The sequence below is a fragment of the Amycolatopsis sp. NPDC059021 genome, from assembly GCF_042739895.1.
In the GTDB taxonomy this organism is placed as follows: Bacteria; Actinomycetota; Actinomycetes; order Mycobacteriales; family Pseudonocardiaceae; genus Amycolatopsis.
On the sequence record NZ_JBHYIQ010000053.1, the window covers coordinates 35,289 to 49,816 of the forward strand.

Sequence of the window (14,528 nt, forward strand, 5' to 3'; positions counted from 1 at the left end):
GGCGCGCGCCCCCCGCCCGCGCGCGCGCCGCCCGCCCCCCCCCCCGCCGCGCCGCCCCCCCCCGGACGGCGCGGGGCGCTACTTGTCCGCGGTGAGCGTGCCCCCGATGCCCCAGCTGTCGGTGGGCACCTCCTGGATCCAGACCTGAACACTTTCGGCCGGCACCTTCAGCGCGTCGACGAACGCGTCGGTGACGCGGCGGACCAGCTCCCGCTTGAGTTCGATGTCGCGGGGTCCTTGCTGGACGGTCACGATGGGCATGATCGGGTCACTTCCTGGTCGTTCCCCCGGTCTCCGCCGGGCTGACCCCAGTCCACCGGAATCCCGGCCCCCGACCAAGATCCGGTCCGTACGCGCAGCGATCAGCGATCGTGATCGTCCAGCGCGGCACAGGCCGCGAGCAGCACGTCGAGGTGCGGGGTGGGATCGTCCGCGCGGACCGCCAGCGCCGTCGGCATCACCAGCCGCGCGTCCCGCACGGGCCGGAACGCCACCCGCCCGGTGGCGAGCTGCCGGGCGTGCGCGGCGTAGATGACCGTCCACAGTGGCTCGCCGGCGCCGATCGCGGCGTGGGTGTCCTGCAGGCTGCTCGTCCGCCCGTCGAACGCGGGCGTGAATCCGGCTTCGTGGCAGGCGGAAACGACGAGATCGACGAGCGGGGCGTTGTCCCGCCGCGAAACCAGCCGCAGCGGCAGGCCGGCGAGGTCGGCCAGTGCCACGTCCGGCCCGGCGGCGAGCGGATGCCGGGCGGAGAGCGCGACCACCAGCGGGTCCTGCCACACCGGGATCAGCCGCACGCCGGGATGTTCCCGCGCACCACGGATCAAGGCCGCGTCGAGCTGTCCATTCGCGACACGGTCCAGGCGGGCCTGCGTCGCCGCGGACACCAGCTCGACGCCGGTGCCCGGCGCCAGCTCGGCGAGCGCGTCCAGCACCCGGTCCAGGTGATCGCCGAGGCCGGTGCTGGTACCCAGCCGGACGGTCGCGGTGCGGCCGCCGGTGAACTCCGCGACGACGGCCTTCGCGCGCTCCTCGGCCGCGAGCACCGCGCGGGCCTCGGGCAGGAACACCCGCCCCGCCTCGGTGAGCCGCACGCGCCGTGGCGAGCGGTCCAGCAGTTCGGCGCCGAGTTCCCGTTCCAGCCGCCGGATCTGCTGGCTCACCGCGGGCTGGACGACGTGCAGCCGTTCGGCGGCCCGGCCGAAGTGCAGTTCCTCGGCGACCGTGACGAAGTACCTGAGCTGCCTCAGTTCCACGCCGCGCCGCCTAGACCGGCAGCAGCCGGGTGACCAAAGTGGACAGTTGCTGCACGGTCCGGCACTCGTGCATTTCCACCAGTTCGGCGTAGTCCAGCGCCGCCGAGTCCCCTGTGGACCACAGCGCCCGCCGTTCCGGGTTGAGCCAGAACACGTGCCGCGCGCGGCCGCGGATCCGGCGGAGCGCGTCGAGGTTCGGATCGCCGCCGTTCGTGCGGGCGTCGCCGAGGATCAGCACCGACGTCCGCGGCCCGACGGCGTCCGCCCAGTCCTCCTCGAACTGCTGGAGCGCGTCGCCGTAGTCGCTGTGCCCGTCCCAGCGGGCGACCTCGGCCTCGGTGAGGATGCGCGTGCCGAGTTGTTCCGGATCGGCGTCGCCGCCGGTGACCAGTCCGGTGACTTCGTCGGTGCAGTTGACGAAGGCGAACACGCGTACTTTGCTGAACTGATCGCGCAGCGCCTGCACGAGCAGCATGGTGAAGTTGGCGAAGCCCGCCACGGAACCGGAAATATCGCACAGCAGCACGATTTCCGGCCGGGCCGGGCGCCGGTGCCGGAACGCGGGACGCACCGGCACTCCCCCGGTGGACAGCGAACGGCGCAACGTGCGCCGCAGGTCGATCTGCCCGCGGCTGGCCGCCCGGCGCCGCGCGGCCAGCCGGGTCGCGAGCTTGCGGGACAACGGCTGGATGGTGCGGCGCAGCTCGGCGAGCTGGCTGCGGCTGGCGATGAGGAAGTCGACGCGGTCGGCGGCGGGCGGGATCGCGTGTTTCGCGACGCGCTCGCGGCCGCGGACCTCCGCCGCGCGACGGCGGGCCTCGGTGCGGACCTGACCGCGGAACCCTTCGACCCGCCGCCGGACCTCGTCCCGCTCCAGCCGGTCGGTGAACGCGTCGCCGCGGGCGCCGCCCGCCCGGATCGCGGCGAGCACGCGCACGATCAACGTCTGTGGCTGGAGCCGGTCCAGCGTCTGGTGCGCCGACCAACCGCCACCCGGGCCGGAGGCGACGCCGTAGGAACCCAGCATGTCGACGGCGACCCCGGCGAGCTGCGCCAAGGTCTGCTGGTCGTCCTCGGCGAGCGCGGCGGCGAGCTGGTCACGCAGCTCTTCGAGGTTTTCGGGCCGGTCCTCGCGGGCCCGTTCGGGTACGCCGACCCCGGCCGGGAAGTAGACGTCGAAAGTCGCGTCGAAGACCGAGCGCTGCCCGCCCCGGCGGACCAGCGCGGCCGCCAGGCCTTCCCGCATCAGCTCCCGGTCGGCGAAGCCGAGCACCTCCAGCGCGGCCGCCGCGTCGATCGTCTCGCTGGGCCCCGCCGGGATGCCCTGGCCCCGCAGCGCCCGCACGAACGCCGTCAGCCGCTCCGGAACACCCGTGGTCACGACGCGTCCAGTACCTCGTCGAGCCGCAGGCCCGCACCCGCTTTCGCGATGTCGTCCTGGTGCTTGAGCACGACACCGAGACTCTCGCGGACGACCTGGTCGTCGAGTGTGTCGGCGCCGAGCGCGAGCAGCGTGCGCGCCCAGTCGATGGTCTCCGCCACCGAGGGCAGTTTCCGCAGGTCCATCGCCCGCAGCGCGGCGACGACCCGGACCACCGAGTCGGCGAGGACGTCGTTGATTCCCGGCACCTTGAGCCGGACGATGTCACGCTCCAGCTCCTCGTCCGGGAAGTCGATGTGCAGGAACAGGCACCGCCGCCGCAGCGCCTCGGACAGCTCCCGCGTCGCGTTGGAGGTCAGCACCGCGAACGGGCGGCGGGAGGCGGTGATCGTGCCCAGTTCGGGGACGGTCACCTGGAAGTCGCCGAGCACCTCCAGCAGCAGGCCCTCGACCTCCATGTCGGCCTTGTCGGTCTCGTCGATGAGCAGGACGGTCGGCTCGGTCCCGGAGATCGCGGTCAGCAGCGGACGGCGCAGCAGGAACTCCTCGCCGAAGATGTCGGTGCGCGCTTCCTCCCACGTCTCGTCCCGGCCGGCGGTGATCCGCAGCAGCTGCTTCGCGTGGTTCCACTCGTAAAGCGCGCGGGCCTCGTCGATGCCCTCGTAGCACTGGAGCCGCACCAGCCGCGAGCCGCTGACCTGCGCGACGGCCTTGGCCAGCTCCGTCTTGCCGACCCCGGCCGGGCCCTCGACGAGCAGCGGCTTGCCGAGCCGGTCGGCGAGGAACACCGTGGTCGCCACGGCGGGCGAGGCCAGGTAGCCGACCTCGGCCAGCTTCGCCGACACGTCGTCGACGGAGGAGAAGAATCCGGTGCCCACGCGACCTCCTAAGCGCTCGCTCACCCCGGACTGTACCGGACCGCCGCGCGTGCCAGGGCGGGCTAGCATCGGCCGCGTGACCTATGTTGCGGCTCCCGGCCGATACGAATCGATCCCCTACCGACGCTGTGGGCGCTCCGGGCTGAAGCTGCCCGCGATCTCGCTGGGCCTGTGGCACAACTTCGGCCACGACCGTCCCTTGCAGACGCAGCGCGACATCGCGCGCCGCGCGTTCGACCTCGGCATCACGCATTTCGACCTGGCGAACAACTACGGCCCGCCGTACGGCTCGGCGGAGGAGAACTTCGGGCGGCTGCTGGCCACCGACTTCCGGCCGTATCGCGACGAGCTGGTGATCTCCACCAAGGCCGGGTACGACATGTGGCCGGGCCCGTACGGCGAATGGGGTTCGCGCAAGTACCTGCTCGCCTCGCTCGACCAGTCGCTGGGGCGGCTCGGGCTGGACTACGTCGACATCTTCTACTCGCACCGCTTCGACCCGGAAACCCCGCTCGAAGAGACCGTCGGCGCGCTGGACCGGGCCGTCCGCTCCGGGAAAGCGCTCTACGTCGGCATCTCCTCGTACAACTCCGAGCGGACGGCCGAGGCCGCGCGGCTGCTGCGCGAGCTGGGCACGCCGCTGCTCATCCACCAGCCGTCGTACTCGATGCTCAACCGCTGGCTCGAAACCGACAAGCTGCTCGACACGCTGGAGACCGCCGGCGCGGGCTGCATCGCCTTCTCGCCGCTCGCCCAGGGCGTGCTCACCGGCCGCTACCTCGGCGGCATCCCGGCGGATTCCCGTGCCGCGCAAGGGAAATCCCTCAATCCGGACACGCTGACCGAGGAGGCGCTCGCCAAGGTGCGCGCGCTGAACGAGATCGCCGTCCGCCGTGGACAGACGCTCGCCCAGCTCGCACTCGCGTGGGCGCTGCGGGATCCGCGGATGACGTCGGTGCTGATCGGGGCCAGCAGCGTCAAGCAGCTGGAGGACAACGTCGGCGCGCTCGCGAACCTCGAGTTCACCGCCGGGGAACTGGCCGAAATCGACCAGTACGCCACCGAAAGCGGCATCAACCTGTGGAAGCGTTCCACCGACGGCTGACGCGCCCGGAAATCCGTTGCGAGTGTTCGTCGCGCCATCGACGATGACGTCATGAGCACGACGTTCGAGGACCTCATCGCCGAAGGGGCCGCGCAGCCGACCGAGGGCTGGGACTTCTCCTGGTTCGCCGGCCGCGCCACCGAGGAACGGCCGCCGTGGGGGTTCTCCCGGCTGCTCGGCGAGCGGATGGCGCGGGCGTCGGCGGCGCTCGACCTGCAGACCGGTGGCGGCGAGGTGCTGGCGGAGATCCCGAAGCCGCCGCCGGTCCTCGTCGCCACCGAGGGCTGGCCACCGAACGTCGGCCGCGCGCGGGAGACGCTGGCCCCGCTCGGCGGCGAGGTCCACGAGGTCCCGAACGACGCTCCGCTGCCGTTCCCCGGCGCCACGTTCGACCTCGTCACGACCCGCCATCCGACGTTCGTCCCCTGGCCGGAGGTCGCCCGGGTGCTCATGCCCGGCGGGACGTACTTCGCCCAGCACGTCGGCGGGCCCTCGGCCGCCGAGCTGACCGAGTTCATGATGGGTTCCTGCCCGCCCTCGGACCCCGCTGACCCGACCTTCGGCGCCGAAGGGGCCAAGGCCGCCGCCGAGGCCGCGGGCCTGACCGTGACCGATCTGCGGACCACCGTCCGCCGGGTGGAGTTCTTCGACGTCGCCGCTGTGGTCCTCTACCTGCGCAAGGTGATCTGGATCGTGCCGGGTTTCGACGTCGAGCGGTACCGCGAGCGGCTCGCCGCCCTGCACGAGCGGATCGTCGCCGACGGCGTCTGGACCATGACCCACCACCGCTTCCTGATCGAGGCCCGCAAGCTATAGCGCCCTGATCCGGCGGTCGAGTTCGCGGATCACGGCCAGGCCGCCGGTGGTGAGGTTCGAGAGCATCACGACGTCGAGGCCGGGCGCCGGGTAGTGCCGGGCCAGGGAGCACGCCCCGGTGTTGCCGCCGTCCTTGTAGTAGTTCCAGACCCCGCCGTCGCGGCCGAGGGTGAATTCCAGGCCGAAGCCGTACCAAACGTTTTCGTCGTGGCGGACCTGTGGAGTGAGGAACTGCGCGGTGCGTTCGGGGGACAGCAGCTCGCCCCCGCGCACGGCACGCAGGAAGCGCACGAGATCGTCCACAGTGGAATGTGCGCCGCCGTCGGGTGCGCCGATGGGCGGATAGCTGAAGATGTTCTGCCGCCAGCCAGTGATCGTGCCTTCCGTGTCGAGGACGGGATCCCAGCCCTCGGCGACGTCCGGGGCGGGATCACGCCGGTCGAAGAAATCCGAGTCCGCCATGCCCGCGCGGGCGAACACGACGTCGCGGATGTGCTGGCGGTACTCGGTTCCGGTGATCTCCTCGATCGCCATGCCCACGAGCAGGTATCCGGCGTTGCAGTACCGGCAGCCTTCGCCTGGCGCGAAATTCGGCTCCTTGTCAGCGAAATTCGGCAGATAATCGCGTGCTCGCGTGACCGTGTACACCGGCTTTTCGAGCCACAGGGCTTCGTAGCTTTCCCCTGCTTCCTCGTCCGCGTCGTCGGCGATGCCGGACGTGTGCGTGAGCAGGTGCCGCACGGTCACCCGGGGCGAAATCGCCGTCCCGGCCAGGTCGACGAGCTCGGTGATCGGCGCGCCGAGATCCAGCCGTCCCTCGTCGGCCAGCCGCAGCGCGGCCACCGAGGTGAAGAGCTTCGTGACGGACGCGGTGTCGAACCGCGTCGCGAGCGTGTTCGGCACGCGCCAGCGACGGCTCGCCCACCCGTAGGCACCCGAGAACATCGTTTCGTCGCCACGGCGGATCAGCACCACGCCGGAGAAGAGGTCGGCGGCGGCGCGATCGGCGAGCCAGGCATCGAGGCCGGTGAACGACATGCGCCGACAGTAGCGGCGCGCGCCGTTCCCGTCCGCTGAGATTCGCCGGGCCGACGTTTGACCAAATTTCGAATCTGGTCATATGCTCATCCCATGCCTCCAGCCGAGTCGCGGGCGGACCGCGCCGAACGCATCCTCGACGCCGCCGCCGACCTCCTGCTGCGCGTCGGCTACCGGCGCACCACCGTGGAAGACGTCGCCGACCACGCCGACGTCGGCAAGGGCACGCTCTACCTGCACTGGAAGACCCGCGAGGCACTGTTTCTCGCGGTGTTGCAACGGGAAGGCGCGCGGACGATGGAAGACCTGGTGCGCGCGCTCGAAGCGGATCCACGGGTGGCGCTGCTGCCCCGGCTGACCGAGGTCCAGTTCACCAACGTCGTCAACCGCCCCCTCCTGTACGCCGGATACGCCGCCGACGCCGGCACGCTCGGCAAGCTCCTGCCCAAGCTCCACGGCGAACTCGACCCGCGGCACGACGAGCTGTTCGAGGACTACCTGCGCCTGCTGGCCGCTCACCGTCTACTTCGGACGGACCGGCCGGTGGAGGAGATCGCCGTCGCGTACCGCGCTTTGCTGCACGGGTTCCTGCTCACGCCACAGGCCGGCGATCCCGCCGCGGCGGCCGCGCTGCTGGCCGACACGGTCGCCCACGCGTTCACCCCTTCGGGCAGCCCCTCGATGACGAAAGTCCACGCGATCGCGCCCCGCGCCGTCGCGATCTTCACCGAAGCCGCCGAACTCGACCGCGCCCGCCTGAGGCGCGCCTACAGCTAGGAAAACGCCCATGCGCACCGGAATCCTGCTCGACGAACTCGACGTGTCCTTCGCGGACCTGATCGCACAAGCCCGCACTGCCGCCGATCTCGGTTACCGCTCGATCTGGCTGGCGCAGCGCGGGAGCTGGGACGCCCTCACCGCGCTGGCCGCGATCGGCGCCGCAGTCCCCGGCGTCGAACTGGGCACCTCCGTGGTGCCGACCTACCCCCGGCATCCGATCACCCTCGCCGCGCAAGCCCGGACGCTCCAGGCCGCGACCGGCTCGCCGGTCAACCTCGGCGTCGGCGTCAGCCACCGGCACGTCGTCGAAGGCGAATTCGGCTACTCGTTCGACCGGCCGATCCGGCATCTGCGCGAGTACCTCCAGGCGCTGGATCCGGTGCTGCGCGGGGAAAAGGCGGATTTCCACGGCGAGACGATCACCGCGGTGGGCGGCGCCGAAATCCCGAACGCCGAACCGCCGTCGGTGGTCGTCGGCGCGGTCAGCCCCGCGTCGCTACGCGTCAGCGGCGCCCACGCGGACGGCGCGACCACCGTGTGGGCGGGACCGCGTTCGCTGGCGGAGTTCGTCGTGCCGACGCTCACGGGAGCCGCGGCCGGTGCCGGGCGACCCGCGCCGCGGGTGATCTCCGCCCAGCTGATCTGCGTCACGAACGATCCCGGGGCCCGGCTCGACTGGATTCAAGACCGCTACGGCGCCGCGACCGGGGTGCCCGCCTACCGCGCGATCCTGGACCGCGACGGCTACGCGGGCATTCCCGACGCGGTGCTGGCAGGCGACGAGGAGCACGTCCTCGCCCGCGTCCGTGAGCTGGAAGACGCCGGTGCCACGGAGCTTCTGGTCATGCCGTTCGGCGAACCGTCCGAACAAGACCGGACGCGCGAGCTGTTCGCCCGCCTCTGACTCACCGGATCCGTCCGGAAAGGACGGTCAGCCGACGTCGTGCCCGCGCTCGCGGGCGGCGTCGAGCAGATCGTCCCTGGCCCGCGCGACCCGCGAGCGCACGGTGCCGACGGGGCAGCCGCAGACGTCGGCGACCTCGGCGTAACTCAGCCCGAGCACCTGGGTCAGCACGAGCACCTCGCGCCGTTCCGGGTCCAGGCCGTCGAGCAGCATCCGCAGCTCGACGAGGTCTTCGAACCCGGCGGCCGTGGTGCGGGCGCTCCGCCGTTCCGCGGCGCTCTCCCAGTCCGTGTCGGCGATCCTCGGCCGGGCACCCGCCGAACGCAGCTGGTCGACGACGACGCGGCGGGCGATGGACAGCAGCCAGGTCCGCGACGACGAGCGCCCGGCGAACCGGCGCAAGCTGCCGAAGGCCCGGAGGTAGGTCTCCTGGGTGAGGTCGTCGGCGGCACCGGCGTCGGCGAGGTGCGCGAGGAAGCGCCACACGTCGGCCTGGGTGGCCCGCACCCATTCCTCCAGCGCACGCCGGTCCCCGCGGCCGGCGGCGAGCGCCAGCGCGGTGGTCCGTTCGTCGTCTTCGCTGCTGCGCGCACCGGGCATGGACTGAAAATAGCAGCGAGGAGGACGACGGCGGGAACCGCGCGGCCCCGGCGTCCGACTACTGGGAGGTGAGGTGCGAAGAATGCCGTGAAGGGCTGTCGGCGAGGATCGACGGCGAGACCGAACCAGGCCCGCCCGGGGCCGTCGACCGCCACCTGGCCGGATGCGCGGCGTGCCGGACGTGGTCCGCCGAGGCCGAGCGCCTGAACCGCGGGCTGTTGCTGCGCCCGGCCCCGCCGGTCCCGGACCTCACCGCCGCCATTCTCGACCGCGCCCCCGCGCCCAGCGGGGAGGGCTGGCCGCTGCGGATCGCGCTGGGCGTGGTCGCGGTCGCCCAGCTCGCGCTGGCCTTCGCCCAGCTGCTCGGCAGCGGCGACGCGCATCACCTGCACGACCCGGTCCAGCTGGCCGGGCACCTCGCGCACGAGAGCGGCGCGTGGAACCTCGCGGTGGGCGTCGGCCTGCTGTGGGCCACCTTCCGGCCGAAGACGGCGTCGGGCCAATTGCCGCTGCTCACCGGCTTCGTCGTCGTCCTGTTCGGGGTGTCCACCGGGGATCTGTTCGCCGGTCAGGTCACCGCGGGCCGGGTTCTCACGCACACGCTGGTGGTGCTCGGCCTCGCCCTGCTCTACGCCGTGCACCGGCAGCATCGCGGCCGGCACAGCCCGCTGCCCACGGCCGTGTCCGACGGCGCGGGCGGCGCCGACGTCTCCGCGACGGACACCGCCGGTCCGGTCGCGCGTCCCCGCCCACGGCCCGGGTCGCGGCGTCACGCCAGCGGCCGTCACGCCGCCTGAGTCAGCCGAACTTGGTCTTCGGGCGCTCCTGCAGGACGCCGTCGACGTAGACGTCCACGCGTTCGTCGGTGAAGGCGATCAGGCCCGCGATCCGGGCGCTCTCCGGCAGCGGCGCCGGATAGCTCCAGGCGAGGTCGGTGTGCAGCTCGCCACCGGCCCGGACGGACCAGTACTCGGCCGCGCCCTTGTACGGGCAATGCGTCACGGTCTCGGTGTGCTCGAGCAGGTCGAGCCGGATGTCCGTCCTGGGCAGGTAGTACCGGGTGGGCAGGCCGGTCTCGAACAGCAGCGACGGGCGCATCGTGTTCGCGACGGTCACCCCGCCGACCTCGATCCGGACGTGCCGGGAGCTCGGCAGGATGTCCACCCGCACCCCCGGGTCCCGTGGATGGGTGAAGATCTCCTCGTTCTCCTCGAACCACGCGTCCATCGCGGCGAACTCGAGCCGGATGTGGCCGCGGAGTTCGGGAATCGGGGAATCCGGATACTCCAGCGCGGCGTCCACCGCTTCGGCGCCGCCTGCGCTTATCGTCGCAAGAACACCCTCTCCCCGGCTCGGTGACCGCACCGTGTTCCCGGAGGGGGTCAGCAGTGCGGTCACGACGTCGGCGCGAGGGAAGTAATACGTTGGGTAGTAAGGAACTTCCCACACCAGCAAGGGGTGGACGGTATCCGCCACCACCTGCCCGCCGAGGTAGGCCCGGACCCGTTTCGCCCCTGGTGCCACGCGGACCCGGCCGCGTCCCGCCGTGCTCATATCGCGTTCAACGACGCGCCGGGAGTGTCTGTTCCCTCACCCGGCACGGGCCGAAAGGAAGGTTTCTTACCCAAGAGGCGGCGCGGCCGGATAACTTGGCAGTACCTATACCTTCGACAGGAAGCGGGCTCTGGTGGTTGGCGTAGACACTCCGCCGGTCGGCACGCCCGCCGGGATGCGCAAGATCAACCAGCGGGCGGTGCTGGATCTGCTGCGCCGCGGCGGCCCGGCGACCCGGCCCCAGGTGGCCAAGGACACCGGGCTGTCCAAGCCGACGGTGAGCCAGGCGCTGCTCGCGCTCGAAGCCGCCGGGCTGGCCCGCCCGACCGGGCACACCTCCACCGGCACCGGCCGGTCCGCGGTGCTCTACGAAGCGGATCCGACCGCGGGATACGTGCTGGGCGTGGACATCGGCCGGGAGCACATCCGGGTGGCCGTGTCGGATCTGGGCCGGACGATGGTCGCGCGTCGGGACGAGCGGAACACGGCCCGCTCCGGCAACGCGCTCGTGTCGGCGGTCGGCAAGATCGCGGCCGACACGATCTCCGACGCGGGCCTCACCGCCGACGACATCGTGGTGCGCGTGCTCGGCTCGCCCGGTGTCGCCGATCCGGCGCGGCGCTGCTTCCGGCACGCACCGAACCTGCCCGGCTGGGGACGCGCCGGGCTGCTCGACGACCTCGAAGCCGTGCTCGGCCCCGAGCTGATGGTGGAGAACGACGCGAACCTCACCGCCGTCGGCGAATGGGAGAGCGGCGCGGCCCGCGGCGCGTCGGTGTTCGGCTGCATCACGATCGGCACCGGCGTCGGCATGGGCATGATGGTCGACGGCCAGGTCTTCCGTGGCGCCACCGGCGCCGCCGGGGAGATCGGCTACCTCCCGTACGGGCAGCTCCGCTCGGCCGACGAACCGGGCGAGCCGCCCGCGCGCGGTCATCTGGAGGAGGCCACGGCCGCCCAGTCCGTCGTGCGCGGGGCGCGGGAACTCGGCCTGGGATCGGCGAAATCGGCTCGCGAGGTGTTCCGTCTCGCCCGCGAAGGCGACGAGCTGGCGCAGCGTGCCGTCGAGGCGGAGGCCGACCGGCTGGCCTACACCGTGGCGTCCGTCGCGGCTGTGATCGACCCCGAGCTGATCGTGCTCGGCGGTGGCATGGGCACGGCCGCGGATCTGCTGCTGGAGCCGATCGACCGGGCGCTGCGCGCGTTCACCCCGCTCGTCCCGGCCGTCGTGCAGGGCGAACTCGGCGAGGACGGCGTGCTGACCGGCGCGATCAGCGTCGGGCTCCGCGCCGCCGAGGGCCTGGTGTTCGAACGACGCGTCGGCGCCGCCTGACGCCTGTTCAGCCCGCCGCCCGCCAGGCCCGGCCCCCGGTCCCGTCCGAACAGCTGAGCCGCCACGGCGTCAGGCGCAGCACGCGGATCGCCGGGTCCCGGTGGTCGCGCGCGCCGAGGATCTTCGGGTCGTAGCCGAGTGGTTCCGGCGCGGCGGCGAAGAGCTGCCAGACGTGTTCGCGGACGGGCTCGTCGTCGAGCAGCTCCGCCGCGCACTCGGCGACGGCGACCTCGTGCGCGGGGTCCCAGTACGAGCAGGACACGAACGGCGTCCGCTCCAGATGGGCCAGTTTCAGCGGAGTCGGCCGGGTGAAGACGAAGCCCGTCACGGTGTCGCCGGTCCGTTCCCAGATCGGATGCACGACCCGCGACCGCGGGCGCCCGCGCCGATCGACCGTCACCAGCGTGCACCACACGATCCGGTGGGCGACCCGGACGAACTCGTCGAGCAGCGCACCGGGCGCCGTGCTAGATTCCACAACCATGGTTGTGCATCCTACGGCACCCGAGCTCGACCTGTCACTCGCCGCCCTGTTCGCCGGCTGGACGATGACGGACGAACTCCGGCGAAGGCTGACCGCGCAAGGATTCGAGGACCTGCGGTTCAACGACGGCGTGGTGTTCCAGCACGTGCTCGCCGCTCCCCTGTCGATCTCGTCCCTCGCCGAACGGATGGGCGTGACGCAGCAAGCCGCCTCGAAGGCCGTAGCCGATCTCGAACGACGTGGCTTGCTTCGCCGTGAGCCCGACCCTCAGGACGCTCGCACGCGGCTGCTGCATCTCACCGAGCACGCGCGAAAGGCGATCAAGGAGACTCGCGCGCTGAGGAAGTCGCTTCAGCGTGAACTGATCGACGAGTTCGGCGAGGCACGGATCGCCGACGCGCAGGCTCTTCTCACGGCGATCATCGGCCGCTTCGGCGGCGAGGACGCCGTCCGCAACCGGCGCGTCCGCCCGCCGCTCTAGCCGCTCCGCGGAAAGTGTCCTCGTTACACGGACGCCACTGTCCTTTGTGGATTACGGGGCCGCGAAGGTGTGACCGCCAGGAAGACCGGACTTGAAGACACCGGCAGGCGTGGGCGGCCTTGAGCGTCGCGAACGCTCCGTTCCCGACGCTCAAGGTCCCGAACGGAGCGTTCGCGGCAAAGGAGCGTGGCGCCCGGCCACACCGCCGCCGGTGTCCTGAACGACGCGTTCGCGACGTTCACCGTCGCCAACGACGCGTTCAGGACACCATCACAGACCGGAAGATCCAGGCCGAGGGCCACAGAGGCTCCTTCACAGCGTGCGATCAGGACGCGATGATCAGGCAGGTACTGGACGCGGTCGCCAGCACCCGGCCCGCCGTGTCGCGGATGTCCCCTTCGGCGAACGCGACCCGCGACCCGGCCTTGACGACCCAGCCGTGCGCGCGAATCTCCCCCATCCCGGCGTGGATCGCGCGCACGAAGCTGACCTTCAGCTCGACCGAGGTGTACCCGACCCCGGCGGGCAGCGTCGAATGCACCGCGCACGCGACCGCGGAGTCCAGCATGGTGGCCGCCACCCCGCCGTGTACTGAGCCGATCGGGTTGTACAGCGACTCGTCCGGCTCAGCGGCCAGGACGATGTCGCCCTCGGTGACGCTGACCCACCGCAGCCCGAAGTGGGCGGAGATCGGTGGTGGCGGGACACGCCCCTCCGCGATCCCGCGCAGATAGTCCACTCCGGACAGTTTCGCGGCGAGTCCGGCCATCGGCAGCGGATCCCGCCACGCGATGGTCTTTTCCCGCAGCTGCCCCACATTCACGTCTTCGACGGTCATGCCGCCTCCACTCACCGAGGTCTCTAGGACGATCGTCCTATCAGGCAGCTCAGCACAGGACGATCGTCCTAGTCAAGGACTAGTCAAGGACTAGACTGGGAACGTGCCCGACACCACGACCCGCGAGCGGATGATCTCGACGGCGATGACTCTGTTCCGCCGCGAGGGCTACACGGCGACGTCCTGGCGGCGACTGGTCGAGGAGGCCGGGACGCCGTGGGGTTCGGCGTATCACCACTTCCCCGGCGGCAAGGAACAGCTCGGGGTCGCCGCGGTCGAACTGGGCACCGAGATCGTCGCGAAGACGGTGCGACGCGGCTTCGAACGCACCGAGACCGCCGAGGACGCGATCCGCTGGTGGTACCGCAAGGCGGGCCAGGCGCTGGCCGCCGACGAATACCGTGGCGGCTGCCCGCTCGCCACGGTCTCGCTGGAGATGGCCAATGTCTCCCCCGCGCTCACCGAGGCGTGCCGCAAGGCGTTCGACACCTGGCACACGCTGCTGGCCGGGTTACTCGCCGAGCGCGGGTACGACGCCGAGCGGGCGAAGGATCTCGCCTTCGCCGCGGTGGAACTCCTGGAGGGAGCGCTGCTGCTGTGCCGCGTCCGCCGGTCGGTGGCCCCGCTCGATCGCGCGGCCGCGCATTTCGCCACGCTGGCACTGGCCGCCGCCTGAACTGGTCCGGCCGCGGCCGGGCTGCCATCATCGGCGCGTGAGCACCGAGCCAGGACCCCGCCTCATCGACCCCGATCGTGTCGCCGCGGCCGTCGCCGGGCTGGGCGACCGCGCGGTGATCGACGAATGGGCACGGCGGTTCTCGGTCGTCGCCGATCCGTCCCGGCTCGCGCTGCTGGTGTCCATCCACTACGCCCGTGAGATCAGCGTCACCGACCTCGCGGCGGTGACCGGGATGACCGACACCGCCGTGTCGCAGGCGCTGCGGCTGCTGCGCGCGCACGGGCTGGTCGCCGCGCAGCGCAGCGGGCGGGTGGTGCGTTACCGGCTCGCCGACGAGGACGTGCACGAACTGATCCACCGCGTCCGGCCGCATCCCGCCGAGACACCGTGAACACCGGCGA

At 71.7% G+C, this 14,528-nt stretch carries 18 protein-coding genes; 9 read left to right on the forward strand and 9 right to left on the reverse strand.

Features of this window, described 5'->3' with window-relative positions; all coding sequences use genetic code 11:
• Positions 1-78: 78 nt before the first annotated feature.
• From dmpI to ACFWX1_RS28090, 4 genes are all read right to left on the reverse strand, one after another.
• Positions 79-261 carry a 4-oxalocrotonate tautomerase DmpI gene (gene dmpI / locus ACFWX1_RS28075; protein WP_378392258.1) on the reverse strand — a complete coding sequence of 61 codons (183 nt, stop codon included), beginning with the start codon at positions 259-261 and terminating at the stop codon, positions 79-81.
• Positions 262-362: 101 nt separating this feature from the next.
• Positions 363-1,256, reverse strand: a complete 894-nt coding sequence (locus ACFWX1_RS28080; protein WP_378392260.1) for a LysR substrate-binding domain-containing protein — start codon at positions 1,254-1,256, stop codon at positions 363-365.
• A 10-nt stretch (positions 1,257-1,266) separates the two neighbouring features.
• Positions 1,267-2,637: a VWA domain-containing protein gene (locus ACFWX1_RS28085; RefSeq protein ID WP_378392262.1), complete on the reverse strand. Its 1,371-nt coding sequence runs from the start codon at positions 2,635-2,637 to the stop codon at positions 1,267-1,269.
• Positions 2,634-3,515 carry an AAA family ATPase gene (locus ACFWX1_RS28090; RefSeq protein WP_378392264.1) on the reverse strand — a complete coding sequence of 294 codons (882 nt, stop codon included), beginning with the start codon at positions 3,513-3,515 and terminating at the stop codon, positions 2,634-2,636. Before ACFWX1_RS28090 ends, ACFWX1_RS28085 begins: the two co-directional genes overlap by 4 nt.
• A 76-nt stretch (positions 3,516-3,591) precedes the next feature.
• On the opposite strand from ACFWX1_RS28090, the gene mgrA reads away from it, so the two are divergent.
• Together mgrA and ACFWX1_RS28100 are read left to right on the forward strand one after the other, a co-directional pair.
• The gene (mgrA, locus tag ACFWX1_RS28095; RefSeq protein ID WP_378392266.1) at positions 3,592-4,620 is read left to right on the forward strand and encodes an L-glyceraldehyde 3-phosphate reductase; all 1,029 of its coding nucleotides are present in this window, start codon (positions 3,592-3,594) and stop codon (positions 4,618-4,620) included.
• Between the two features lie 51 nt (positions 4,621-4,671).
• Positions 4,672-5,436, forward strand: a complete 765-nt coding sequence (locus ACFWX1_RS28100) for a class I SAM-dependent methyltransferase (protein WP_378392268.1) — start codon at positions 4,672-4,674, stop codon at positions 5,434-5,436.
• Here the strand turns inward: ACFWX1_RS28100 and ACFWX1_RS28105 are convergent.
• Entirely contained in the window at positions 5,431-6,474 is a 1,044-nt protein-coding gene (locus tag ACFWX1_RS28105; protein ID WP_378392269.1) for a serine hydrolase domain-containing protein, read from the reverse strand. The two genes, ACFWX1_RS28100 and ACFWX1_RS28105, sit on opposite strands and share 6 nt — an antisense overlap.
• Positions 6,475-6,567: 93 nt before the next feature.
• Between ACFWX1_RS28105 and ACFWX1_RS28110 the strand changes: the two genes are divergently transcribed.
• Positions 6,568-7,251 (forward strand): TetR/AcrR family transcriptional regulator, encoded by a 684-nt coding sequence (locus tag ACFWX1_RS28110; protein WP_378392271.1) that lies wholly within the window; start codon positions 6,568-6,570, stop codon positions 7,249-7,251.
• A 10-nt stretch (positions 7,252-7,261) separates the two neighbouring features.
• Entirely contained in the window at positions 7,262-8,158 is an 897-nt protein-coding gene (locus ACFWX1_RS28115) for a TIGR03564 family F420-dependent LLM class oxidoreductase (RefSeq protein ID WP_378392273.1), read from the forward strand.
• Between the two features lie 27 nt (positions 8,159-8,185).
• On the opposite strand, the gene sigC is transcribed toward ACFWX1_RS28115, so the two are convergent.
• Entirely contained in the window at positions 8,186-8,758 is a 573-nt protein-coding gene (gene sigC / locus ACFWX1_RS28120; protein ID WP_378392275.1) for an RNA polymerase sigma factor SigC, read from the reverse strand.
• Positions 8,759-8,826: 68 nt separating this feature from the next.
• Here sigC and ACFWX1_RS28125 point away from each other — a divergent pair, with 68 nt between their 5' ends.
• Positions 8,827-9,555: a zf-HC2 domain-containing protein gene (locus ACFWX1_RS28125; RefSeq protein WP_378392277.1), complete on the forward strand. Its 729-nt coding sequence runs from the start codon at positions 8,827-8,829 to the stop codon at positions 9,553-9,555.
• A gap of 1 nt (position 9,556) precedes the next feature.
• Here ACFWX1_RS28125 and ACFWX1_RS28130 read toward each other — a convergent pair whose 3' ends face one another.
• Complete coding sequence (locus tag ACFWX1_RS28130) at positions 9,557-10,312, reverse strand: DUF427 domain-containing protein (protein ID WP_378392279.1); 756 nt, start codon at positions 10,310-10,312, stop codon at positions 9,557-9,559.
• A gap of 133 nt (positions 10,313-10,445) precedes the next feature.
• On the opposite strand from ACFWX1_RS28130, the gene ACFWX1_RS28135 reads away from it, so the two are divergent.
• Positions 10,446-11,645, forward strand: a complete 1,200-nt coding sequence (locus ACFWX1_RS28135) for an ROK family protein (RefSeq protein ID WP_378392281.1) — start codon at positions 10,446-10,448, stop codon at positions 11,643-11,645.
• A gap of 7 nt (positions 11,646-11,652) precedes the next feature.
• Here ACFWX1_RS28135 and ACFWX1_RS28140 read toward each other — a convergent pair whose 3' ends face one another.
• Positions 11,653-12,129 carry a pyridoxamine 5'-phosphate oxidase family protein gene (locus tag ACFWX1_RS28140; protein WP_378392283.1) on the reverse strand — a complete coding sequence of 159 codons (477 nt, stop codon included), beginning with the start codon at positions 12,127-12,129 and terminating at the stop codon, positions 11,653-11,655.
• Here ACFWX1_RS28140 and ACFWX1_RS28145 point away from each other — a divergent pair.
• Entirely contained in the window at positions 12,128-12,610 is a 483-nt protein-coding gene (locus tag ACFWX1_RS28145) for a MarR family winged helix-turn-helix transcriptional regulator (RefSeq protein WP_378392285.1), read from the forward strand. The genes ACFWX1_RS28140 and ACFWX1_RS28145 overlap by 2 nt on opposite strands.
• A 325-nt stretch (positions 12,611-12,935) precedes the next feature.
• Here the strand turns inward: ACFWX1_RS28145 and ACFWX1_RS28150 are convergent, their stop codons facing one another.
• Entirely contained in the window at positions 12,936-13,448 is a 513-nt protein-coding gene (locus ACFWX1_RS28150; protein ID WP_378392287.1) for a PaaI family thioesterase, read from the reverse strand.
• A 103-nt stretch (positions 13,449-13,551) separates the two neighbouring features.
• Here ACFWX1_RS28150 and ACFWX1_RS28155 point away from each other — a divergent pair, with 103 nt between their 5' ends.
• Positions 13,552-14,124, forward strand: coding sequence for a TetR/AcrR family transcriptional regulator (locus ACFWX1_RS28155; RefSeq protein ID WP_378392288.1), 573 nt, complete (start codon positions 13,552-13,554; stop codon positions 14,122-14,124).
• A 37-nt stretch (positions 14,125-14,161) separates the two neighbouring features.
• Positions 14,162-14,518: an ArsR/SmtB family transcription factor gene (locus tag ACFWX1_RS28160; protein ID WP_378392289.1), complete on the forward strand. Its 357-nt coding sequence runs from the start codon at positions 14,162-14,164 to the stop codon at positions 14,516-14,518.
• The last annotated feature ends 10 nt before the right edge of the window (positions 14,519-14,528 follow it).

Excerpts from the sequence above, each read along its gene's own strand:
- ACFWX1_RS28145 (WP_378392285.1), top strand. The coding sequence starts at position 12,128 with ATGGTTGTGCATCCTACGGCACCCGAGCTCGACCTGTCACTCGCCGCC.
- ACFWX1_RS28105 (WP_378392269.1), bottom strand. The coding sequence starts at position 6,474 with ATGTCGTTCACCGGCCTCGATGCCTGGCTCGCCGATCGCGCCGCCGCC.
- ACFWX1_RS28130 (WP_378392279.1), bottom strand. The coding sequence starts at position 10,312 with ATGAGCACGGCGGGACGCGGCCGGGTCCGCGTGGCACCAGGGGCGAAA.
- ACFWX1_RS28110 (WP_378392271.1), top strand. The coding sequence starts at position 6,568 with ATGCCTCCAGCCGAGTCGCGGGCGGACCGCGCCGAACGCATCCTCGAC.
- ACFWX1_RS28140 (WP_378392283.1), bottom strand. The coding sequence starts at position 12,129 with ATGGTTGTGGAATCTAGCACGGCGCCCGGTGCGCTGCTCGACGAGTTC.
- ACFWX1_RS28100 (WP_378392268.1), top strand. The coding sequence starts at position 4,672 with ATGAGCACGACGTTCGAGGACCTCATCGCCGAAGGGGCCGCGCAGCCG.
- sigC (WP_378392275.1), bottom strand. The coding sequence starts at position 8,758 with ATGCCCGGTGCGCGCAGCAGCGAAGACGACGAACGGACCACCGCGCTG.
- ACFWX1_RS28115 (WP_378392273.1), top strand. The coding sequence starts at position 7,262 with ATGCGCACCGGAATCCTGCTCGACGAACTCGACGTGTCCTTCGCGGAC.
- dmpI (WP_378392258.1), bottom strand. The coding sequence starts at position 261 with ATGCCCATCGTGACCGTCCAGCAAGGACCCCGCGACATCGAACTCAAG.
- ACFWX1_RS28150 (WP_378392287.1), bottom strand. The coding sequence starts at position 13,448 with ATGACCGTCGAAGACGTGAATGTGGGGCAGCTGCGGGAAAAGACCATC.